The following is a 19,657-nucleotide window of genomic DNA, read 5'->3' as shown; positions in this document are numbered from 1 at the left end:
GGAATCCGTGCGGGACGCGGGCGATTCCCCGGGTGAGGTATGGCCCTCCCCGGGGAGCGACGGCGGCCACGCGTGGCAGGGTCGTCCTCGAGTGATCTCGAGTGGTTCTCCCCCAAGTTCCTTACTCTTCAATCCGATCGCTCATCATGGATGCGCGGTCTCGTGGCCACGGCACCCGGTTCGAGACCGCGCATCCCCTCCGCACGAGCCTGCACCCCACTCGTCGGGCGCCCAGGCAGCCCACCGAGAGGAGTCCCGTGACGGACGACCAGACCGAGAAGTCGCCGGCGTCGACGGACGGAGCAGAGTCTTCCCCGCTCGACGAGTTGCTGCGACGGGACGACGCCGACGATGCGTCTCCGACGTTCCCCGCCGCCTTCCGCGGGTACGACCGCGAAGCCGTCGACGACGCCGTCCGTCTTCTCGTCCAGCGCGCACGCGCGGCCTCGGACGAGGTGCATCGCGAGAAGCTCCGCGCCGAGACGATGTACGCGCAGCAGCGCGCAGACCACGATGACGAGCTCGCGGAGGCGGCCCGGCGACACGTCGAGGAGACCGGCAGGCTGCAGGAGCAGGCGCGCGCGGCGGCCGCGCGCGCAGCCGAAGCCGAGGCCCAGGTCGCCGCCCTCTCCGCCGGTCTCGTCGCGGGCTCCGACGGCGACGGCGAGGATCCCGCGCAGAGTCGTCAGCGGTTCGACGCGATCCTCCGCGTCGCCGAGGAGCAGGCGAACGTCCTCGTCCAGAATGCGGCGGCGCAGGCGGATCGACTCCTGGCCGGTGCCCGCGACGAGGCCGACGGCATCCGGGCGGACGCGGTCTCCGAACGCGACCGGATCCGCTCCGAGGCCCAGCACGACGCCGATCAGGCACGTCTGCGGATCGAGACGGAGCTCGCTGCGCATCACGCTCGCCTCGAGCGGGAGGCCGCCCACGCGGCCGAGAAGGTGGCCCAGGCCGAGCGCGAGGCCGTCGCGCTGCGCACGGAGGCCGAGAGAGGGGCGGCGGCACTGCGCTCGCTCGTCTCGCGCGAGACCGGTGACCTCCGGGCCGCCGCGGAGCGCGACGTCCGAGAGATGACCGCCCGGGTCCTCGAGTTCGAAGAGTCTCTGACCCGGCGTCAGGACGAGGCGCAGCAGGAGTTCCTCGTCCTGCACAATCAGGCGGTCGCGCACGCCGAACGGATCACCTCGGACGCGAGCGAACAGGTGGAGGCGGCGCTCGATCACGCGCGTCGGATCGCGGCACGGGCTGACGATCACGAGCGACTGGCACGCGCCCAGGCTCAACAGATCGAGGCGCAGGCGAACGTCCACGCGCGCGAGGTCCTGGACGACGCGCGGGAGAAGGCGCAACGGATCGCGGACACGATCACGGCGCACGCGGCCACGGTGCTGCGGGACGCCGAGGACCGCACGCGCGACCTCCGCTGGCAGCAGCAACAGCTCGGCGGTTTCCTCTCCGAGATGAACGAGCTGCTGCGCGCGACACCGCGGGGGACGCCGCGACCGGGTGAGGACGATCAGGATGCCGAGCCCGCGGCGGCGGACGGCGGCGGAGCGGGCTCGACGCCGTCCGACTGAGACGCCGGGGCCCGGGCGGGGGATAACGTGGAGCGATGCGATCCGTCCCCCTCGGCCCCTCGGGCCCCGCCGTCCCCGCCGTCGTCGCCGGAATGATGCGGATCGACGGCAAGACCGACGCGGAGGTGCGCGAGCTCTACGAAGCCGCACGCTCGACGGGCATCGACTTCTTCGACCATGCCGACATCTACGCGCGCGAGCTCCACTCCGCCGAGCGGCGGTTCTCCGAGGCGCTTGCGCTCGGGTCGTCCGAGCGCGCGGAGATCCGGCTGCAGACGAAGGCGGGCATCGTCCGCGAGGGTCCGTACTTCGACTTCTCCTACGAGCACATCGTCGTCTCCGTGGACGAGTCCCTCCGCGCGCTGAGGACCGACTACGTCGACGTTCTGCTGCTGCACCGACCCGACGCGCTCGTCGAACCCGACGAAGTCGCGCGTGCGTTCGATGAGCTGGAGGCCGCCGGCAAGGTGCGCGCTTTCGGGGTGTCCAACCACACCCCGCGCCAGATCGACCTGCTGCGCACGGCGGTGCGCCAGCCCATCGTCGCGAACCAGGTGCAGCTCTCCGTCGCGCACGCGCCGATCGTCGCGCAGGGGCTCGCGATGAACATGGAGTCCGCACCACAGTCCGCCGTCCTCGACGGCGGCGGACTCGTGGACTACTGCCGGCTGGAAGGCATCACCCTCCAGGCATGGTCACCGCTGCAGGGGACGAGGGGGAACGGCGTGTTCCTCGGCGACCCGGCCTACGCCGAGCTGAACGCCGTGATCGACGACCTGGCCGCGCGCTACCGTGTCACCCCGATCGCGATCGCCGTGGCATGGATCACCCGGCATCCCGCCGGGATGCAGGTGGTGCTGGGGACCACGACGCCCGGTCGAGTGATCGACGCGGCGGCGGGAGCCGACGTGGTACTGACCCGGGCGGAGTGGTACGCGCTGGTCCGTGCGGCGGGATACGTCGTCCCGTGACCGCGCCGGGCGGAAGTGAGCGTGAGACGGCATCGATGACGAAGCGCCCGTGGGGGGCGATCGTCGCCGGCCTCGCCGCCCTCGTGTTCGCGGCCCCGACGTCGGTGCTCCCGGCCGACGGCCCGGTCGCCCCGAAACTCGGTTTCATCGTCGTCGGCGCCGTCCTGCTGGCCGTCGCGATCGTTCTCACGCGGCGGGAGCCCGGCGCGGCGGGACGGGGCGACGGCGAGGACGCCGATGACGTCACACCGTGACGGTGGCGGCGAGGGCCGCGGGCGTGATGATCGTGAGCGGCTCGGTGGGCACGTCCCACGCGAGGGAGTGAGTCACGACCACCGGGTCGGCGGCGCTCATGCGGCGCGGACCAGGGAGCGCGGTGCCGCAGTGGACCGCGCCTGACCGGGTCGGGCGGAAGCCGGGCGCTCGGCGGCCGCGGCGGTGTCGATGTCGAGACTCAGACCGCGCGAGGAGTTGGCGTCGTTCGCCATGCGCTTGAGCAGGTTCTGGTCGAGGGACTCCGGCTGCTCGGACTCGAAAACGAAGCGCAGCGGAATGGCGGGCTGCAGCCAGATCGTCGAGCGGCCGGCGGGCTCGTCCTCGCCGTGCGTCCACGACAGCGTGAAGCTCTCGCCGCGGCGCAACTTGGTGGCGACGACCACCTTGACGTGGGCGAGCATCCGATCGTCGATCGTGATGGGCTCGGGGGTCGTTCCGTAGAACAGCTTCGCCATGATGTGTCCCTTCACTCTTTGCTTGTTTACAAACTTACTAGGTAGACTAGCGAATAAGCAACCGAGATATAAGGCGAAGATCGGAGGCGGCCCGATGACCACCGCATCCCCCGCTCCCTACTGGTACGGCGAGAGCGCCGACGAGCGACGCGGATCGCGCGTCATGCAGGCGCTTCGGGAGTACCGGTCCGCGGAGATGGCGATGCGTCGGCGCACGCAGGACTCGATGGCCATGGGCGAGAACGAACTCCTCGTCCTGCGATTCCTCACCCGCACTGCCGCAGCAGGGGCCGACACGACACCCGCCGATCTCGCGCGCCACCTCGGGCTGTCGACGGCATCCATCACCGCGCTCCTGGATCGCCTCGAACGATCGGGGCACGTGCGACGCGAGCGGCATCCGACGGATCGACGGAAGATCCTCGTGCGCGGGACCGCGCACACGGAGGACGAGATCCGCGACACCCTCGGGGGGATGCACGAGCGCATGATGCGCGTCACTTCCGGAATGAGCGGAGTCGAGGCGGATGCCGTGACGACCTTCCTCGAACGCATGCGCTGCGCCGTCGATGGCTCGTGCACGAGGACGGGGGCGCCGTGCTGCCTGGGCGAGCGTCCGGCCGAGCACCCCGCGGCCGGACGCGCTGCCGGCTGACAGCCCGATTCCGTGGCGCGCCGTCGACGCTCCGCGCACCGACCTCCCCCGCAGGACGGATCCCCCGCCGGGCGCATCTCGATACCGTCGAGACATGGACGCCCTCGCCTCTCGAGTCCGCTCGATCCGCTCCGCGCTGACGTCGGCGGCGCTCCTCGGCCTGCTCCTCCTGGCGGCGACGCCGCCCGCCCCCGCGCACGCCGACGTGGACGACTTCCGGTTCGAGTCCTTCGATGCGCAGATGTCGCTGACGCGGGCCGCGGACGGGCACGCCGAGTCGACGGTCACGGAGACGCTCGTCGCGCAGTTCCCGGAAGACGACCAGAACCGCGGCATCGTCCGGGCCATCCCGGACGACTACGACGGCGTACCCCTGCAGACGCGCATCATCTCGGTCACGGGTGCCGACGGCGCAGCCATCCCCTACGAGATCGAGACGGACCGACGCGAGGTCCGGGTCCTCACCGGCGACGACGATTACGTGCACGGCAGGCAGACGTACGTGATCTCGTACACCCAGCGCGACACCATCCGCGCGTTCGACGACACCGACACCGACGAGTTCTACCGCGACGTCAACGGAACGGAGTGGGCGCAGCCCTTCGGTCGGGTGAGCGTCGAGGTGACGGTGGATGCCGCTCTCGCGCCGACCGCACTCGACGGCGCCACCGCCTGCTACCGGGGCGAACAAGGTTCGACCGACCGGTGCGACATCGTCCGAGCGGATCGTGCGGACGGCGGCCTGACGTTCTCCGCCGCGGCGGACGACCTCGAACCGGGCGAGAACCTCACCATCTCCGTCGGCTTCGCGCGGGGCACGTTCGTCCCGGGCGAGGTGGTGCGGACCGCGGCCGAACAGTTCTCCGTGGATGCCGCGCCGGCGCTGTCCGCGATCTCGCTGGGCACCCTCGGCGTCACCGCCGCCGCGATCGGAGCGGCGATCTCCTCGCGTCGCCGCAACCGCGACGCCGCGGGTCGGGGCATCATCGTCCCGGAGTACGCCCCGCCCGCCGACGTCGACGTGCTCGAGGGCGCGCACCTCGTCGGACGTTCGCGCGGCGCCCTCCCCGCCGCGGTCCTCGACACGGCGGTCGCCGGACACCTCCGCATCGTGGAAGACCCCTCCGCGGACGACGAACTGGCCCTGGAATACATCGACGGAACCGGAGCGACCCCCCTGCGGGCGGGGGTCCTCGCCGCCGTGTTCGGCGAGCGTCCGCGACCCGGCGAGCGCGTGGCACTGGACACACCGGGCAGCGACGCGGGCGAACGGCTGCGCGACCTGCTCACGGTGGCCGGCGCAGAGGTGCGCCGCCGCGGATGGATGCGTCCACCGCGGATGCGCGGGGCGGTGGTCGCGGGGACGATCGCCGTGACCGCGTTCGGGGTCGCGGTCGCCGCCCTGATCATCACGTCGGTCGGAGCGGCACCGACCTGGTGGCAGATCGCAGCGATCCCAGCGACGGTGGCCGGCGGCATCCTGACGTTCGTCCTCCTCCGGTACTCGGATCGGGTGACGGATGCCGGGGCGCCCGCGCGCGACCATCTGCTCGGGCTGCGGGACTACCTGACCCTGGCCGAAGCCGACCGTATGCGCGTGCTGCAGAGTCCGGAGGGAGCCGAGCGCCGGCCCGCCGGAGTCGATGACCCCGTGCAGGTGCTGCACCTGCACGAGAAGCTGCTGCCGTGGGCGGTCGTCTGGGGCGTGGAGCGAGAGTGGGCCGACGTGCTCGCCACCGGGGCCCGGGCGACCGGGACGGAACTCGGCTGGTACTCGGGACCGAACGGGTTCTCGAGCGCCCTGCTGGCGTCGTCGCTGTCGACGATGAACTCCGGGACCAGCCCGGCACCGCAGGTGAGCGGCTCGGGAAGCTTCTCGGGCGGCTCGTTCGGCGGTGGCTTCTCGGGCGGAGGGATGGGAGGCGGAGGCGGAGGCGGACGGTGAGCGGCCCGGCCCGGCTCACTCCGCCGCGCGCACCACTTCGGCGATGACCCGCGGGTCGGCGAGCACGCGGAAATGACCGCCGGCATCCAGTCGGATGTTCCGTGCCCCCGCGAGTTCGCTGCCCTCCGGGATGTGGGGGTCGAAGGCGCCGTAGACGGAGACGATGCGCGTGTTGACCTCGGCCGAGGCGGCGAGCGCCCGCATCGTGGCATCCCCCGAACGGAACGCGCGGAGCGATGGAGCGGGCATCAGGCTGCTGTACCGGGATCCTCTGAACGGGGTCGCCACGGCGACCATGGCCCGCACCCGCTCGCCCACCGGATCGAAGGCCATGACGTGCTTGCCGATCAGACCGCCCTTGCTGTGGGCGACGAGGACCAGGTCGTCCAACTCGCGCTCCACGATCAGGTCGACGACGCGGCCCGCCGACTCGATCACGGGGCGGCGATTGGCTCCGAGCCCCGCGACGACGTGGACCGGGTGCCCCCGTTCGTGGAGCGCCTCGGCGAGCGGCTCGAGGAATCGCCACGTCTCGTAGATCCCCGGCAGGAGCACCAGGGGCCGCTTCGTTCCGGACACGAGGCCGTCGGGGCGTCCGGCGCCGATCGCGCGCAGCTGGGCCGCGACGGCGTAGACGTAGTCCCGGGCCCACCAGGAGAGGTCGCGGCTCCACGCCCGCCTCGCGAGCGATCCGGGCGCGGCATCCGTCGGCATGTCCTCATCTTCGGGCACGGTCCGGGAACCGGCCCCGGGGTTGCACGACGGCCGGGTCGGCACCCCCGCGTAGAGTCGCGTCATGCGCACCTCCCCCCGCGGCGCCCGTCTCCGCCGTCTCCGCCACCTCCGCACGTCCGCCCCCGGTCGCGCGCGGTGACGGCACTGTCTCCGGGGCGCCAGCTCGTCCTCACGTGGGGGATCCCCCGGGCGTACGGCGGGCTGACGGCGGCCCTGCTGCAGCGCTCGCGACTGTTCGACCGTCGCGGTGGCGCCCCCGTGGACGTCCTGACCTGCGATGATCGCGCCGACACGGTGTCCGCGGAGGCCGAGCTGTCCGACCGCGCGGCCCTGTCGGCGGGCGTGCGGGTGAGGAACCTGTGGGACTGGTTGCGCGACAACGATCTGCGGGGTCGCCCGGTCGGACCGTCGGCCGGGTTCTCTCCCCTTCCGGACGGTTCCGCGGAGGACCGGGCCCACGGAACCGTGCTGCGCCGCGTCCGGACGGACGCCCGGGGGACGGTGCAGCAGGTCGACCACCTGCGCCCCGACGGGACCCTGGCCGCGAGCGACCGCCGCGACGTGCCCGCGCCGGACGGCGGCGTCCGTCGCGTCGTCGTGACCTGCGGTGCGGACGGCTCCCCACGGGCCGCCTGGCGCGGGGTTCGGAGCCTGTACGCCGCGTGGCTGGATCACCTCACCGGCGCGGAGCCGACGTTCCTCCTCGTGGACAGCAAGGCGATGGCTCGGTTCGCCGCCGGATACCGGCGCCCGCACGTCGTCGTCGTCCACGTGGTGCACGGCTCGCACCTGACCGACGACGGCGCGGCCCTGCGCCCGTCGCGGGCGGAGGTCTTCGCGCGGCTGGGAGCGTTCGATGCGGTCGTGTTCTGCACCGCCCGGCAGGCGCGCGATGTGCGACGTCGGGTCGGCCCCCTGCCGCTGCTCGCCGTCGTGCCGCACCCCGTGTCGCGGGTGGAGTCTCGACCGGGGCCCCGCGACGGGGCGGTCGTCCTCGCGCGGCTGGAGGGCATCAAGCGTGTCGAGGACGCCGTCGCGGCCGCGCGCGGGGCGGCGGAGACCGTCCCCGGACTCACGCTCGACGTCTACGGCGACGGACCCGAGCGCGAGCGGCTCGAGGCGCTCGCGGGCACGGATGGGCCTGTTCGTCTGCACGGCTTCGCTCCGACCGCGCGGGAGGCGCTGACCTCGGCATCCGTTCTGCTGCTCACCAGCCGCTCCGAGGCGTTCTCACTGGTCGTGGCGGAGGCGATGGCGGCCGGATGCCTGCCGATCGCCTACGACGTGCCGTACGGTCCGCGCGAACTCATCCGGCACGGCCGCACGGGGTGGCTCGTGCCGGCCGGCGATGTCGCTCGACTCACCGAGACACTGGTGGCGGCCGTGACGACGGATGAGCGCGTGCTCACCCGGATGCGACGCGACGCCGTCGCCCGGGCTGCGGAGCTCGACGAGCCGGTCGTGCTGGAGCGATGGAGCGCGACGCTGCGCCGGGCGGCTCGACGACACCGGATGCGCGAACGCACCTGGCGATTCCGAGAGATGGTGCGGCGGCGCCTTCGGATCGGCTGAGAGCGCGCCCCTCACCCCACGCGGGGGCGTACTGTCGTCTCACCCAGCCCCGGCATCGCCGGCGCGGAGGCGCCTCTCACGGCGCACGACGTCCCCGTCCGTCGAGCCACTCCCCCACCCCGGCTCCGGACGGGGTTCGTCGTTCAGCGGTCCTCGCCGTAGGCGCGGATGCTGCGGACGTCGTCGTTCAGATCGTCGTCGGCTGCGTCGTCGCTGACGGCCGCGTCGGCCGCCCGCTGCTGCTTCGCACCGGCCTTCTTCTCCTCGGGCGCCGCCTCGGTGGCGCCGTCCATCACCGGGGCGTCCTGGGTGGGTTCGCGATCGTCCATGGGGTCCTCCTCGATCCGGGTCCTCTCGGCATCCTGTCGGCGGGTCGGATGCCGGACCGGGGGGTTGCGTCCGGGACGCGGCCGTGCTGATCGACTCTCCGGGCGCGCGGCCGCATCCTGTCAAGCTCCGGTAGGATGAAGGCCGGCAAGGGGAGTATTCCCACGCGACGATCCCGTCAATACGGTCCACGCCATCGTGGACCCGGGGCGTCGGCTCGCTTCGCGAGTGGAAGAGACCTTGGTGTTTCGACGTACACCAAAACCCTGGGAGGCCCGCGTGGGTGTGACCCCGCTCATCTGGATCATCACGATCGCCGTGACGATCGCGTTCTTCGTGTTCGAGTTCTTCGCGCACGTCCGTAAGGCTCACGAGCCGACCATCGGCGAGTCGGCGCGGTGGTCGGCGTTCTACATCGGCCTGGCGCTGCTGTTCGGCGTCGGCATCGGCGTCGTTTCGGGCTGGACGTACGGCGGCGAGTACTTCGCCGGGTATCTGACCGAGAAGGCGCTGTCGATCGACAACCTCTTCGTCTTCCTCATCATCATGACCGGCTTCGCGGTGCCGAAGAAGTACCAGCAGAAGGTGCTGATGATCGGCATCGTGATCGCTCTGATCATGCGCGGCGCCTTCATCGCCGTCGGTGCGGCGCTGATCGAGAACTTCTCCTGGATCTTCTACGTCTTCGGCGCGCTGCTCCTCTTCCTCGCGTACCGCCAGGCCTTCTCGCACGGCGAGAGCGACCCGGCCAACGGACGCTTCATGCGGTTCGTGCGGCGCGTCCTCCCCGTCAGCGAGGAGTACAACGGCGACAAGCTCACCGTGCACAAGGACGGCAAGCGCTTCGTGACCCCGATGCTCCTCGTGATCGTCGCGATCGGCTTCATCGACCTCGTCTTCGCGATCGACTCGATCCCCGCGATCTACGGTCTGACGAACGAGGCGTACATCGTCTTCACCGCCAACGCGTTCGCCCTGATGGGTCTGCGCCAGCTGTACTTCCTCATCGGCGGCCTGCTCGAGCGCCTCGTCTACCTGTCGCAGGGACTGGCCGTCATCCTGGCGTTCATCGGTGTGAAGCTCGTCTTCCACGCGCTGCACGTCAACGAGCTGCCGTTCATCAACGGGGGCGAGCCGCTGCTCTGGGTGCCCGAGATCCCGATCTGGCTGTCGCTACTGTTCATCGCCGCCACCGTCGCGGTGGCGACCATCGCGAGCCTCGCCAAGACGCGGAGGGATGCCGAGAAAAAGCGCCGCGACCTGTTCGAGGGCGAGAAGGTCATCCACGCCCCCGAGGACTGACCCTCTCGACACCGGGCGGGCCCGCGGCGCATGCCGCGGGCCCGTTGCCGTATCCGCTCCCGGAGCGCAACCCCGCGGGCAGCAGCCCGCGGCCGACCTACCGTGACCGCATGACTCGTTTCGGATACACCCTCATGACCGAGCAGAGCGGCCCCCGCGAGCTCGTGGACTACGCCGTCGGCGCCGAGCGCGCCGGGTACGACTTCCTCGTCTCCAGCGACCACTACTCCCCCTGGCTGACGTCGCAGGGTCATGCGCCCTACGCGTGGACCGTCCTGGGGGCCGTCGCGCACGCCACGACCGACGTCGAGCTGATGACCTACGTCACGTGCCCGACCATCCGGTACCACCCGGCCGTCGTGGCGCAGAAGGCAGCCACCCTGCAGCTGCTGTCGGACGGGCGCTTCACCCTTGGTCTCGGATCGGGCGAGAACCTCAACGAGCACGTCGTCGGCGAGGGCTGGCCGGCCGTCCACGCGCGCCAGGACATGCTCGTCGAGGCGATCGAGATCATCCGCGCGTTGCACACCGGCGACCTCGTGACCTACGACGGGGAGTACTTCCGCGTCGACTCGGCCCGCGTGTGGGATGCCCCCGACGGAGGTGTGCCGATCGGCGTCGCCGTGTCGGGCGAGCATTCGATCGAGCGGTTCGCGCCGCTCGGCGACCACCTCATCACCACCGAGCCCGAAGCCGACCTCATCCGCGGGTGGGACGAGCACCACGACGGCGCCTCACGCAAGATCGGTCAGATCCCGATCAGTTGGGACCCGAACAAGGATGCCGCGATCGCTCGCGCCCACGACCAGTTCCGGTGGTTCGCCGGCGGCTGGGCCGTGAACTCCGACCTGCCCACTCCCGCGGGGTTCGCGGGAGCGTCGCAGTTCGTGCGTCCCGAAGACGTCGCGGACTCCATCGCCTGCGGCCCGGACCTCGACGAGCTCGCCGAGAGCGTGCGCCCCTTCATCGACGCCGGCTTCACCGACATCGCCATCGTGCAGGTCGGCGACGAGCACCAGCAGCGTTTCGTCGACGAGGTGGCCGCCCCGTTGCTGGAGAAGCTGCGCGCGCTCTGACGTCCCGCCCGGTCGCGCGGTCGGGCCCGTGTGGCTCAGACCGCGTGACCGGTCTCGCGCACCCACTGCTCGAGACGCCACGGGGGCACGCGGAACACGCGGGCGACGTCGGTGATCGCGTGATGGCCTTCGATCACGGATGCCACGGCGAACTCCTGCAACGAGCGGAAGTTCCGCCCGGCCAGCGGACCCACGCGCAGGTCGGCGAAGGTGCGGGGCGCGGTGGCGGCTCCCGCACCGGGCGCGACGAACACGTACGCCGACGCGCCCTGCATCCCCCTCTCGGCGGCGCGCTGATGCACGCGCGGGGCGACCGACGGCACGTGCGGAGGCGGGACGGGTGTTCCGTACTCCGCGGGGGTCGGCGGCGGGCCCACGGGGTGCGCCGCGGGGGGCGGGGACGTCTGCCACGGAGCCGGCGGCAGCGCCGCGGTCCCGGGGGCGATGTGCGGCGAGAACCCCGCCGCGGGGAGTCGTTCGGCCGGGGGCGGAGGTGCCGGCGCCGGCACCTCCGTTCCGGAGGTCATCCACGGCGCGGGCGGGAGCTCCCCACCCCAGATCACGGGGCTCGGCACCACGTGCGGACTCGAACTGGGTGCGTCGATCGCGTCCGACACCGGGGTGCGGGCGATGCCGTCGCCGAACAGATCCGACACACCGACTTCGAAGACGTCGGCGAGCGCCACGAGCACCGCCAGCGGCACCGCGGTGCGGCCCGCCTCGATCGATCTGATGCGCTGCTCCGACAGCGCGGCCTCGAACGACAGCGCCGCGACGGACATGCCGCGCGCCAGGCGCATGGCCCGTACCCGCTCACCGAGCGTGTGCAGGACGGCGTTCAGGCGATCCTCCTCGTGCTCCTCGGTCATCGACGACTTCCTCCCACAGTCGGGTTACGCGCTGCCTCCTCGACCCACTGTTGCAGTCGCCACTGCGCGATGCGGAACAGACGCGCGATGGTCGGCACCGAATAGCCGCCTTCGAGGACGGCCGCGACGGCGAACTGCCGCAACGAGGCGAAGGTACGCCCCTCCAGAGGACCGGTACGCAGGTCCGCGAACGAGCGCGGTCGGTGGTGCGCCGGACGCGGGCCGAGCGTCGCGGACGGCGCGGTCGGGCGGGACTCGGCCCACGCCGCGGGGGCGGCCGGTGCCGGGGCGGGTCCTCGCCATCCGGTCCCGGGACGAGGCGCTGCCGGCGCCGGGGTCGGAACGGGCTCGCGCCGCACCTGATCCGGCGCCACCCCTCCCGAGGTCGGGTCGTCGGCGCGATACGCGGCCACCTGCTCCTCACCGTGGCGCAACAGCGCCTCGTGCAGCAGCCGCCGGAGCTTCTGATGCTCTCGACGTCGACGCCAGAGCACCGGCAGGCCGATCGCCGGGACGAGGAGGACGAGCGCCCACATCCACATCATCGGGTGCTCGTTCATCCACCCGACCCACGCCCACTGGAACGTCCAATCGGTCTGGACGTTGCCCTGCTGCATCGTGCGGGATCCCGACCACGACGCCACGACGTCCTGACCGACGCCGTGGAAAGTGTTCCCGGTGATGTCCGCGCGTGCATCCTCCGAGAGCTCGACAGCGAATCCGGAGGCCACCCGCAGATCGTTGTCGCGGACGATCACAGCCGCTCCGGTCAGTTCGAGCGCGATGCGGCGGCCCGCGAGCCGGGAGTCGGACACCGTGGCATCCGTGATCCGCCCCGAGACGTCCAGACCCCGGAGGTCCGACGAGGAGAGGTCGGCATCGGCCACGGTGAGCCCGGTGGACGGACCCTCCACGAGGACGGCCGTGCGCGTCTCGGACACCTGGGTACCCCGGATCTCGGTCGCGTCGGTGGAGATGACGCGGACTCCGCCCTCGCCGCTGTCGCGCACGTGCGAACCGGTGAGCGTGAACCCGTCGGCGGGGCTCAGCCCGTACCCGCCCGAGGTCGGACCGGTGGCGAGCGCGGAGCCGTCGATGCGGATGCCCCAGCCCGCGGAACCGTCCACGATGGAATCGGTGATCTTCGTGCCGGTGGACTGACGGGAGACGGAGACACCGTCGCCGCCGGAGCCCGTGATCGTCGTCCGTTCGATCGTCGTGTCGGAGGCGCCGTTCGTCACCTCCACGCCGGTGAGCGTCGAATCCTCGATCGTGGTGTCCTGGATGCCGGCTTGCGTGGTGTCCGAGAAGAACACCCCGTAATGCAGCCCGGTGATCTTCGTAGAGACGATTCCCGCGGACGCGCGGTCATCGCCCGTTCCCGTCACGGCGAGACCACCGGTCCGTCCGCTCCAGTAGCCGAGGTCGCGGAACTCCGCGTGGCCGATCACGAGCAGCCCGTCGCGGGCGCGCACGTACGCGCGGCCGTCGTTCTCGTCCCTGTCGGGTGCCGCCGCCGCTTCGTCCCACGACGTGAACGCGAGCGGATCGTCCTCGCCACCGAAGACCCCGAGGGTGCCGCCCCAGACGACGATGCTCGTGGTCCCCTCCGCCGAGCTGAGCATCCGGACCGTTCCGCCGCCGTAGAAGTCCAGCTCGGCACCGCGACGGACGACGACGTTGCGGACGAGGGTGAGCGTGCGGTCGTCCTCGACGCGCAGCGCGCCGAGGGCCTCGAGATCGGCGACGGTGTACCCCCACCGCTGCCCGTTCTGAGGGGCGAGCACGACGGTGTTCCACTGGTCGGCGAGCGCCGGGTCCCCGGGCGCCAACCCCGCCACGGCCGTCAGTCGCTCATCCTCGGCGGCGACGAGCTCGGCGGGGGTCTTCGGAGCAGCCGGGGCGTCGGTGGTGTCGGGCGAGGGAGACACCGCCACGACCGGCCCCGTCGGCGCCTCGGCACGAAGCCACGGCAGGAACGTCCCGGTGTGGACGAAATTGCCCACGAGCACGACCGCGGCCACGAGAACCACCACCGCGACGACCATGATCACCCGAGCCACCCCGCGGATGGCCGGATGCGTGTCGCCGCGTTCCAGCGCGGTCAGCGCGCCGTCGTCATCCACGGGAGCCCTCCCCGTCGGGCGAGGACATCAACCCGACGCTCTGCGCCGACTGCCCCTCGCCGCCCAGGCTCGCCTCGGACTGTCCTTCGCCGCCCTGGCTGTCCGCGGACCGCGTCAGCCACCCCTGCTTGTTCATCGTGAACAACGCGTACACCTTGATCGGCAGCGAGACGAAGATGATGACGACCGTCACCAGGGGCAGCAGCACGATGTCCTCAGGACGACGCCACAGGTGCGCCATTCCGCGGATGCCACGACCGACGAACATCCACACGATCGCGAGGATGATGCCGAGCGTCGGATTGTCGGCCCGCACCGCGAGCACGATGTAGGCCAGCGCGACGAACATCGTGAACGGCGTCAACAGGATCTGCATCATCGTGATCTGCGAGATGAGCGGCACCTTGAACACCCACCCGTTGCGGATGGCGGTGAGGTAGCACCGGTACGAGTTACGGCTCCAGCGCACCCGCTGCTTCACGAACGCCCGGGAACATCGACAGCGCCCGCGCGCTGTCCTGGTGGGCGACACGGAACCCCTGCGACAGCACGAGCCACGTCATCCGACCGTCGTCTCCCGCAACGCACTCCCTGCCGAAGAACATCTCGTGCTCGAGGTCCTCCACGCACGGCTGGATCACGGACGTCCGGTAGGCGGCGGTGCGGCCGGACGCGCAGATCACCCCGCCGAAGCGGCCCATCGCCGGGGCGTAGTCGGTGCAGCGCAGGTCGATGATCCAGTCCGCGACGCGACGCCACACGCTCGACTTCGGCAGGTAGACGTTCTGCCGAGTGCTGACCGCACCGACGGCCGGGTCGATGAAGGGCATCTGGACGGCTTCGAGCGTGCCGTCCTCCCATGCGGTGTCGGAGTCGACGAACACGATCAGTTCGGTGTCGACCATGCGGATGCCGACACCCAGCGCCGAGCGCTTCCCCCGGTGCCGGAACATCACGACGTCCACCGTCGGGATCCTCAGCGCCTCGATGCGCTGCTGGGCCTCCACGTCGGCGACGTCGAGGACGATGATGATGCGCGACGGCCCCTGCCGCACCCACGTCTTCAGACACCGCAGCAGCACGTCGGGATCCTCGTGGAAGGACGGCACGACGACCGTGGTCGTGGTGCGGTAGTCGTTGCGCACCGGGCGCGATGTGGCCGCCAGGAGCTTTCGGACGATCCAGAAGCCCCACGACACGATGCCCAGGTACCCGAACGGCAGCAGCCACATCAGCTGCTCACCGAATGACCCGTGGCCCACGTCTTCTCCCCTGCGTGCGGCGGATACGCCGAATGACGGCCCGGGGAGGACAGTGAAGGTTACCGCGTCCGTGTTACGTGCAGGCGACGTCGCTCAAGGACACGCCCGTTGCGACCGTGTTCCCGCAGGCGACCGTGTTGCCCGCTTCCCGGGCGGCCCCCACGACGGCGACTCCCACGCCCCCGGCACCCGGACGCAGGACGTTCGCCGCGAGGACGTTGCCCGACCCCCACGGGGCCAGGATGACGTGGATGCTCACGGCATCCACACGACCCTCGATCGTGTTGCCCTCGATCCGCCAGTCCGCGCCCTTGAGGTCGACCGCGCTGTCGACCACGGCCGCGGCGCTCGTGGAGAGCGACGAGTCGCGCACGATCCCACCGGTCGTGCCCTCCTTGACGTCGAGCGCCTCCGCGGTGGTGTCGCGCACGATGAGACCCGAGAACGAATTGCGATCGCTGCGGTCGGGATCGCACGCGGTGTAGCGGCACCAGTTCGACTCCGCGGAACCGACGTAGACCCCCTCGCCGAACTCCGGATCCGTCCGGCCGGTGCGCTCGATCGTGACCGAACGCACGGTGTTGTCGGCGCTCCCGGTGCGGAGGTGCAATCCCTCCTGTCCCACATCCGAGATCGTCAGACCGCTGAGCGACGAGTGGGTCGTCGCGTCGAGCACGACGCCCTTCTGCCCGCCCCGCACCGCGAGGTCGCGGACGTCCCAGTACGCGGCGCCCTCCAACTGCAGTGCGTACCCGCCCGCGACGTCGCCGCCGTCGAGGACCGTGCCCGTCGTGCCGCACAGCACGATCGGAGCGTCGGCCGTCGCGACCGCCGTGGCGCGGAACCGTCCGTGGTAGACCGACGGCGCGAGTTGCAGCACGGCTCCCGGTGCGGCCGCGTCCAGGGCGGCCTGCAGGGCGTCCGCCCCCTCGCCCACCGCGACGGCTCCCGGGGCGCAGGGCGCCGAGGGCGCGACCGGCACCGCGGGAGCACACCCCGAGAGCGTCACGGCGCACGCGGCGACGGCGATCAGGGCGGTCCGGCTGCGGTTCATCGCGTCGAGTATCCCAGGCGGCGAACCGTAGGGTGGACGCATGCCGCGTGCCGTGCTCTTCGTCGCCGTCGCGGGGCTGGCGCTCCTCCTCGCCGCGTGCGGCTCGGACGATGCCGCGCGCACGCCCGACTCGCCGGCCGCCTTTCCGACCGACGCGCGGGTCGACTACCAGCTCGGGGCGCCCTATCCCCCGGCCGACGGCGTCACCGTCGTCGTCCGGGACCGCACCGCCGCCCCGGCGGACGGCCTGTACTCGGTCTGCTACGTCAACGCGTTCCAGACCCAACCCGGCGAGAGTGCCGAGTGGCCGGACGGGACGCTCCTCGAGCGCGATGGAGAGCCGGTGGTCGATCCCGATTGGCCGGACGAACGCCTCGTCGACACCTCGACCGAGGGCACGCGCGCGCGTGTGGTGGAGCACGTCGCGCCCTGGATCCGCGGGTGCGCGGCATCCGGGTTCCAGGCGGTGGAGTTCGACAACCTCGACACGTTCACGCGCACCGACGGTGCACTCTCCTTCGAGGACAACGCCGCCGTCGCCGCCGCACTGGTGGCCGTGGCGCATGACGCCGGGCTCGCCGCCGGCCAGAAGAACGCCGCCGAGTTCGCCGACCGGCTCCGGGATGCCGCGGGCTTCGACTTCGCCGTGGCCGAGGAGTGCGCGGCGTACGACGAGTGCGCCGCGTACACGGACGTCTACGGCGCCCACGTGATCGACATCGAGTACACCGATCAGCTGCCCCGACCGTTCACGCAGATGTGCGCCGACGAGGCGACGCCCGCGGCGACCGTGCTGCGCGATCGACGACTGTCGACACCCGACGCGGCGGAGTACGCCTTCGAGAACTGCCCGGCCGGCTGACCGGGCGGGAGCGCAGGTCGACCCGCGGGGAGCGCCCCGGACCGGACGGTCCGGGGCACTCGGGTCACCCGGCCATCAGGTCGCGGAAGAATCCGTCGACGTGCGTGCGAAGCGACTCGATACGACGATCCCGCGCCGCCTCGGCGTCGTGGCCGAGGTACGCGGGCGGATCGAGACGACGCACGTTCGCGGAGCATTCGAAACGCGAGCACAGAAGCGTGCCGACGGTGTTGCCGGCCTTGCCGGCGCCCCCGGCGCGCCGAGCCGAGAAGAACACGACGTCGTTGGGCAACGTCACGTCCGAGCACCACGAGCACTGCGGCCGGGACCGGGTGGGCTGCTCGGCCTGACGCAGCTGCAGGCCCACGGCGTTCCCGTCGATCTCGGCGACGATGAACCCCAGCAGCGGCGACTTGGGGTCGCGCCAGCCGAAGTAGTCGAGGCGGTCCCAGTCGCGTTCCGCGAGATCCGCGGGGAGGACGATCGCCTTGCGCTCGCGCAGCGAGACGTTGACGAAGCTGGATCGGACGGTGGATTCGGTGAGGGCGATCATGAGGGTCCCATCGATGGACCGGAGAGGCTCCGGTCGGAGGACGCCCGCGTCGTGCACGGGCGAGCGGAGGATGCCGCGCCGACGCACGTCGAACGCGGGTGTGGGCGCGCGACACCGAGGTCGCGCGACGTCGCCGCTCAGGCGGCGAGGGCCACGGCTCCGATCGCGCCTCTGCCGTCGGCGATGCGGACGCCGACGACCCCCTCACGCCCGGGGGGCATCGCGGGGGAAAGAGAGGACATGCTTCGAGGGTACGCCGCTCAGGCTCGGAACGGGGCGGATCCGAGCACCCGCTCCACGGTGAGCTCCAACACCACCCGCTCGGGGTTCACGCGGGGCTGACGATAGCGCGCCGCATACAGGTCCACGGCACGGGCGACGGCCTCGGGATCGTCGCTCACGCGCGCGGGACCCTCGAAGCTGATCCACCGGCTCCCGTCGACCGAACAGACCGACGCCCTCCCCGAACGCTCCGCGTTCACGAACTTCTGCGTCCCGCGCGAGCCGATGACCCGCACGACGCCCGCGTCGTAGGTGAAGCCCACCGGCACGGAGTGCACGCGACCCGAGCGACCCACGGTCGAGAGCGTCGCGAGGTGGTACTCGGCGAGGAAGGCCAGGGCGTCGTCGTTCAGCACGATTCCAGCGTGCCACGTCCGGCGAGGTGTGCGACCGTCCGCGTGGCGGCATCCCAGCGCCGGATGCCGATCGCGCGGGCTCCGATCGGCTCGCCGCCCTCGCCGCCCAGCGCGGCGAGCGCCTCGCCGACACGGTCGAGGGGTACGCGGCGCGCGAGCGTCACGTGCGGCGTCCACTCCTCCGGCGCCGTGTGCGGCGCGTCCTGGCCGGCACCGGCGAGAGCGTGCACGGCCGCGTGCAGGCCGAGCAAGGGGGCGCTCGGAACCACCGAGCGTGCGATCACGCGTGTCCGACCGGTGCCGAAGAGCACGGGGGCGCCGAGCGTGACGGGAAGAGGGAGCCGATCGGACAGTCCGTCCGCGGCGAGGTCGGGAAGGGACGGGCGCACGAGCAGCGTCACGTGGGGGCGGTTGGTCGGACCGGTGTGCCGGGCCTGACTGGGCAACCCCGCCGAGGCCAGGACCGCCCACTCGCGACGGATGGCGGCGTCGGCATCCGCGTCGAAGACGAACTCGAGGCTGACGACATCGGTCATCGTCGGATCAGCGGGTCGACCACCACGCCGCGGCGACGAGCACGGGCTGGAAGAACAGGCGCGCGAAACGGCGGCGGTCGGTGTCGAGTCCGAACGCCGAGCGCTTCTTGCGCCACTGGTCGACGTTGCCGGGGAAGATCGCGACGTAGAACGCAGCGAGCGCCGCGCCGATGCGCCGCCGCTCCCGGGGCAGCGCGATCAGAGCCACCCCGAACGCGATCTCGACGACCCCGGATGCCACGACCACGGCATCACGATCGAGCGGCCCGCGTTCCACGACCGCGTCGGGCACCTGCGCCTGGAAGTCGCGGCGGGCGAAGGTGAGGTGCGCCACTCCGGCGAAGGTCATTGCCAGGGCCAGGCCCCATCGGACGAACGATCTCATGGCGTCAGGCTAGAGGCGCCCACGGGCGAGTCGGCCGGGCTTGACGGGGCCGCCGTCGGGAGTCGTCGCGTATCGGCGGCGGGCGCTACGCGAAGCGCACCGGAAGCGCAACCCCCGGACGCTGAGCGCACGGGCCGATTGACTGAGCACACGTCGAGCAAGGAGGTGCCCATGACGCTCACGGAGAGCCCCGCCGCGGAGCTCGGCGGAATCGACCTGGACGCCCTCCTGGTGCGGGCGGCGACCGGCGACTGCGACGCTTTCGTCGACTTCTACGACGCCACGTCGCCCCGCGTGTACGCGGTCCTGCTCACGCTCACGCGCGACGCCGACACTGCGGCATCCCTCCTCGAGGGGATCTACGTCGAAGCGTGGGAACGCCTGCGCGGCCGCTCGGCACCGCCGTGTCCGGGGATGGAGTGGATGTCCGTCATCGCCCACCGGCACGCGTCGGGCCGACGGTGACATGACGGCGCCG

22 protein-coding genes are annotated in these 19,657 nt (G+C 71.6%); 10 read left to right on the top strand and 12 right to left on the bottom strand.

Annotated elements, in window-relative coordinates; genetic code table 11:
* Nucleotides 1-257 precede the first annotated feature (257 nt).
* From QM517_RS11755 to QM517_RS11745, 3 genes are read left to right on the top strand one after another with little or no spacing between them, the layout of a single operon-like run.
* A complete protein-coding gene (locus QM517_RS11755; protein ID WP_283287580.1) occupies nt 258-1,580 on the top strand; it encodes a hypothetical protein in 1,323 nt (440 codons plus the stop codon).
* A gap of 35 nt (nt 1,581-1,615) precedes the next feature.
* Nucleotides 1,616-2,551: an aldo/keto reductase gene (locus tag QM517_RS11750; RefSeq protein WP_283287578.1), complete on the top strand. Its 936-nt coding sequence runs from the start codon at nt 1,616-1,618 to the stop codon at nt 2,549-2,551.
* 35 nt (nt 2,552-2,586) lie between these two features.
* Entirely contained in the window at nt 2,587-2,805 is a 219-nt protein-coding gene (locus tag QM517_RS11745) for a hypothetical protein (protein ID WP_283287576.1), read from the top strand.
* 96 nt (nt 2,806-2,901) lie between these two features.
* Here QM517_RS11745 and QM517_RS11740 read toward each other — a convergent pair whose 3' ends face one another.
* Nucleotides 2,902-3,282: a DUF7882 family protein gene (locus tag QM517_RS11740; RefSeq protein WP_283287574.1), complete on the bottom strand. Its 381-nt coding sequence runs from the start codon at nt 3,280-3,282 to the stop codon at nt 2,902-2,904.
* A 94-nt stretch (nt 3,283-3,376) separates the two neighbouring features.
* Between QM517_RS11740 and QM517_RS11735 the strand changes: the two genes are divergently transcribed.
* Together QM517_RS11735 and QM517_RS11730 are read left to right on the top strand one after the other, a co-directional pair.
* Complete coding sequence (locus QM517_RS11735; protein WP_283287573.1) at nt 3,377-3,937, top strand: MarR family winged helix-turn-helix transcriptional regulator; 561 nt, start codon at nt 3,377-3,379, stop codon at nt 3,935-3,937.
* A gap of 94 nt (nt 3,938-4,031) precedes the next feature.
* The gene (locus tag QM517_RS11730; RefSeq protein WP_283287572.1) at nt 4,032-5,882 is read left to right on the top strand and encodes a DUF2207 domain-containing protein; all 1,851 of its coding nucleotides are present in this window, start codon (nt 4,032-4,034) and stop codon (nt 5,880-5,882) included.
* 15 nt (nt 5,883-5,897) lie between these two features.
* Here QM517_RS11730 and QM517_RS11725 read toward each other — a convergent pair whose 3' ends face one another.
* Complete coding sequence (locus QM517_RS11725; protein WP_283287571.1) at nt 5,898-6,680, bottom strand: esterase/lipase family protein; 783 nt, start codon at nt 6,678-6,680, stop codon at nt 5,898-5,900.
* A 72-nt stretch (nt 6,681-6,752) separates the two neighbouring features.
* Between QM517_RS11725 and QM517_RS11720 the strand changes: the two genes are divergently transcribed.
* On the top strand, nt 6,753-8,189 hold the full coding sequence (locus QM517_RS11720; RefSeq protein ID WP_283287569.1) for a glycosyltransferase: 1,437 nt from the start codon (nt 6,753-6,755) through the stop codon (nt 8,187-8,189).
* A gap of 143 nt (nt 8,190-8,332) precedes the next feature.
* Here the strand turns inward: QM517_RS11720 and QM517_RS11715 are convergent, their stop codons facing one another.
* The gene (locus tag QM517_RS11715) at nt 8,333-8,518 is read right to left on the bottom strand and encodes a hypothetical protein (protein WP_283287568.1); all 186 of its coding nucleotides are present in this window, start codon (nt 8,516-8,518) and stop codon (nt 8,333-8,335) included.
* Nucleotides 8,519-8,795: 277 nt separating this feature from the next.
* Here QM517_RS11715 and QM517_RS11710 point away from each other — a divergent pair, with 277 nt between their 5' ends.
* Complete coding sequence (locus QM517_RS11710; RefSeq protein WP_283287566.1) at nt 8,796-9,818, top strand: TerC family protein; 1,023 nt, start codon at nt 8,796-8,798, stop codon at nt 9,816-9,818.
* A 110-nt stretch (nt 9,819-9,928) separates the two neighbouring features.
* The gene (locus QM517_RS11705) at nt 9,929-10,894 is read left to right on the top strand and encodes an LLM class F420-dependent oxidoreductase (RefSeq protein WP_278103684.1); all 966 of its coding nucleotides are present in this window, start codon (nt 9,929-9,931) and stop codon (nt 10,892-10,894) included.
* Nucleotides 10,895-10,929: 35 nt separating this feature from the next.
* On the opposite strand, the gene QM517_RS11700 is transcribed toward QM517_RS11705, so the two are convergent.
* The 5 genes from QM517_RS11700 to QM517_RS11680 all read right to left on the bottom strand — a co-directional run bounded on the left by QM517_RS11700 (nt 10,930) and on the right by QM517_RS11680 (nt 16,205).
* On the bottom strand, nt 10,930-11,763 hold the full coding sequence (locus tag QM517_RS11700; protein ID WP_283287564.1) for a helix-turn-helix domain-containing protein: 834 nt from the start codon (nt 11,761-11,763) through the stop codon (nt 10,930-10,932).
* Entirely contained in the window at nt 11,760-13,889 is a 2,130-nt protein-coding gene (locus QM517_RS11695; RefSeq protein ID WP_283287562.1) for a right-handed parallel beta-helix repeat-containing protein, read from the bottom strand. The genes QM517_RS11700 and QM517_RS11695 overlap by 4 nt, the downstream gene beginning before the upstream one ends.
* Entirely contained in the window at nt 13,882-14,370 is a 489-nt protein-coding gene (locus QM517_RS11690) for a hypothetical protein (protein WP_283287560.1), read from the bottom strand. Before QM517_RS11690 ends, QM517_RS11695 begins: the two co-directional genes overlap by 8 nt.
* The gene (locus QM517_RS11685) at nt 14,342-15,151 is read right to left on the bottom strand and encodes a glycosyltransferase (RefSeq protein WP_283287559.1); all 810 of its coding nucleotides are present in this window, start codon (nt 15,149-15,151) and stop codon (nt 14,342-14,344) included. The genes QM517_RS11690 and QM517_RS11685 overlap by 29 nt, the downstream gene beginning before the upstream one ends.
* A gap of 73 nt (nt 15,152-15,224) precedes the next feature.
* On the bottom strand, nt 15,225-16,205 hold the full coding sequence (locus QM517_RS11680) for a hypothetical protein (RefSeq protein WP_283287557.1): 981 nt from the start codon (nt 16,203-16,205) through the stop codon (nt 15,225-15,227).
* 40 nt (nt 16,206-16,245) lie between these two features.
* Here QM517_RS11680 and QM517_RS11675 point away from each other — a divergent pair, with 40 nt between their 5' ends.
* Nucleotides 16,246-17,067, top strand: coding sequence for an endo alpha-1,4 polygalactosaminidase (locus QM517_RS11675; RefSeq protein ID WP_077049552.1), 822 nt, complete (start codon nt 16,246-16,248; stop codon nt 17,065-17,067).
* A gap of 64 nt (nt 17,068-17,131) precedes the next feature.
* Here the strand turns inward: QM517_RS11675 and QM517_RS11670 are convergent, their stop codons facing one another.
* The 4 genes from QM517_RS11670 to QM517_RS11655 all read right to left on the bottom strand — a co-directional run bounded on the left by QM517_RS11670 (nt 17,132) and on the right by QM517_RS11655 (nt 19,179).
* The gene (locus tag QM517_RS11670; protein ID WP_077049553.1) at nt 17,132-17,620 is read right to left on the bottom strand and encodes an FBP domain-containing protein; all 489 of its coding nucleotides are present in this window, start codon (nt 17,618-17,620) and stop codon (nt 17,132-17,134) included.
* A 260-nt stretch (nt 17,621-17,880) separates the two neighbouring features.
* Nucleotides 17,881-18,258, bottom strand: coding sequence for a PPOX class F420-dependent oxidoreductase (locus QM517_RS11665; protein WP_083734914.1), 378 nt, complete (start codon nt 18,256-18,258; stop codon nt 17,881-17,883).
* On the bottom strand, nt 18,252-18,794 hold the full coding sequence (locus tag QM517_RS11660) for a 2'-5' RNA ligase family protein (protein WP_283287553.1): 543 nt from the start codon (nt 18,792-18,794) through the stop codon (nt 18,252-18,254). Before QM517_RS11660 ends, QM517_RS11665 begins: the two co-directional genes overlap by 7 nt.
* A gap of 7 nt (nt 18,795-18,801) precedes the next feature.
* The gene (locus QM517_RS11655; RefSeq protein ID WP_278103677.1) at nt 18,802-19,179 is read right to left on the bottom strand and encodes a DoxX family protein; all 378 of its coding nucleotides are present in this window, start codon (nt 19,177-19,179) and stop codon (nt 18,802-18,804) included.
* Between the two features lie 171 nt (nt 19,180-19,350).
* Here QM517_RS11655 and QM517_RS11650 point away from each other — a divergent pair, with 171 nt between their 5' ends.
* The gene (locus QM517_RS11650; protein ID WP_077049556.1) at nt 19,351-19,644 is read left to right on the top strand and encodes a hypothetical protein; all 294 of its coding nucleotides are present in this window, start codon (nt 19,351-19,353) and stop codon (nt 19,642-19,644) included.
* The last annotated feature ends 13 nt before the right edge of the window (nt 19,645-19,657 follow it).

The organism is Microbacterium sp. IEGM 1404, from assembly GCF_030056775.1.
Taxonomy (GTDB): domain Bacteria; phylum Actinomycetota; class Actinomycetes; order Actinomycetales; family Microbacteriaceae; genus Microbacterium.
Note: the sequence above shows the minus strand (reverse complement) of the source record. Positions and strands in the feature narration are given on the sequence as shown.

What these genes read in the sequence shown, in the direction of transcription:
- QM517_RS11750 (WP_283287578.1), top strand. Translation starts at nt 1,616, where the DNA reads ATGCGATCCGTCCCCCTCGGCCCCTCGGGCCCCGCCGTCCCCGCCGTC.
- QM517_RS11745 (WP_283287576.1), top strand. Translation starts at nt 2,587, where the DNA reads ATGACGAAGCGCCCGTGGGGGGCGATCGTCGCCGGCCTCGCCGCCCTC.
- QM517_RS11740 (WP_283287574.1), bottom strand. Translation starts at nt 3,282, where the DNA reads ATGGCGAAGCTGTTCTACGGAACGACCCCCGAGCCCATCACGATCGAC.
- QM517_RS11735 (WP_283287573.1), top strand. Translation starts at nt 3,377, where the DNA reads ATGACCACCGCATCCCCCGCTCCCTACTGGTACGGCGAGAGCGCCGAC.
- QM517_RS11730 (WP_283287572.1), top strand. Translation starts at nt 4,032, where the DNA reads ATGGACGCCCTCGCCTCTCGAGTCCGCTCGATCCGCTCCGCGCTGACG.
- QM517_RS11725 (WP_283287571.1), bottom strand. Translation starts at nt 6,680, where the DNA reads ATGACGCGACTCTACGCGGGGGTGCCGACCCGGCCGTCGTGCAACCCC.
- QM517_RS11715 (WP_283287568.1), bottom strand. Translation starts at nt 8,518, where the DNA reads ATGGACGATCGCGAACCCACCCAGGACGCCCCGGTGATGGACGGCGCC.
- QM517_RS11705 (WP_278103684.1), top strand. Translation starts at nt 9,929, where the DNA reads ATGACTCGTTTCGGATACACCCTCATGACCGAGCAGAGCGGCCCCCGC.
- QM517_RS11700 (WP_283287564.1), bottom strand. Translation starts at nt 11,763, where the DNA reads ATGACCGAGGAGCACGAGGAGGATCGCCTGAACGCCGTCCTGCACACG.
- QM517_RS11680 (WP_283287557.1), bottom strand. Translation starts at nt 16,205, where the DNA reads ATGAACCGCAGCCGGACCGCCCTGATCGCCGTCGCCGCGTGCGCCGTG.
- QM517_RS11675 (WP_077049552.1), top strand. Translation starts at nt 16,246, where the DNA reads ATGCCGCGTGCCGTGCTCTTCGTCGCCGTCGCGGGGCTGGCGCTCCTC.
- QM517_RS11670 (WP_077049553.1), bottom strand. Translation starts at nt 17,620, where the DNA reads ATGATCGCCCTCACCGAATCCACCGTCCGATCCAGCTTCGTCAACGTC.
- QM517_RS11660 (WP_283287553.1), bottom strand. Translation starts at nt 18,794, where the DNA reads ATGACCGATGTCGTCAGCCTCGAGTTCGTCTTCGACGCGGATGCCGAC.
- QM517_RS11655 (WP_278103677.1), bottom strand. Translation starts at nt 19,179, where the DNA reads ATGAGATCGTTCGTCCGATGGGGCCTGGCCCTGGCAATGACCTTCGCC.
- QM517_RS11650 (WP_077049556.1), top strand. Translation starts at nt 19,351, where the DNA reads ATGACGCTCACGGAGAGCCCCGCCGCGGAGCTCGGCGGAATCGACCTG.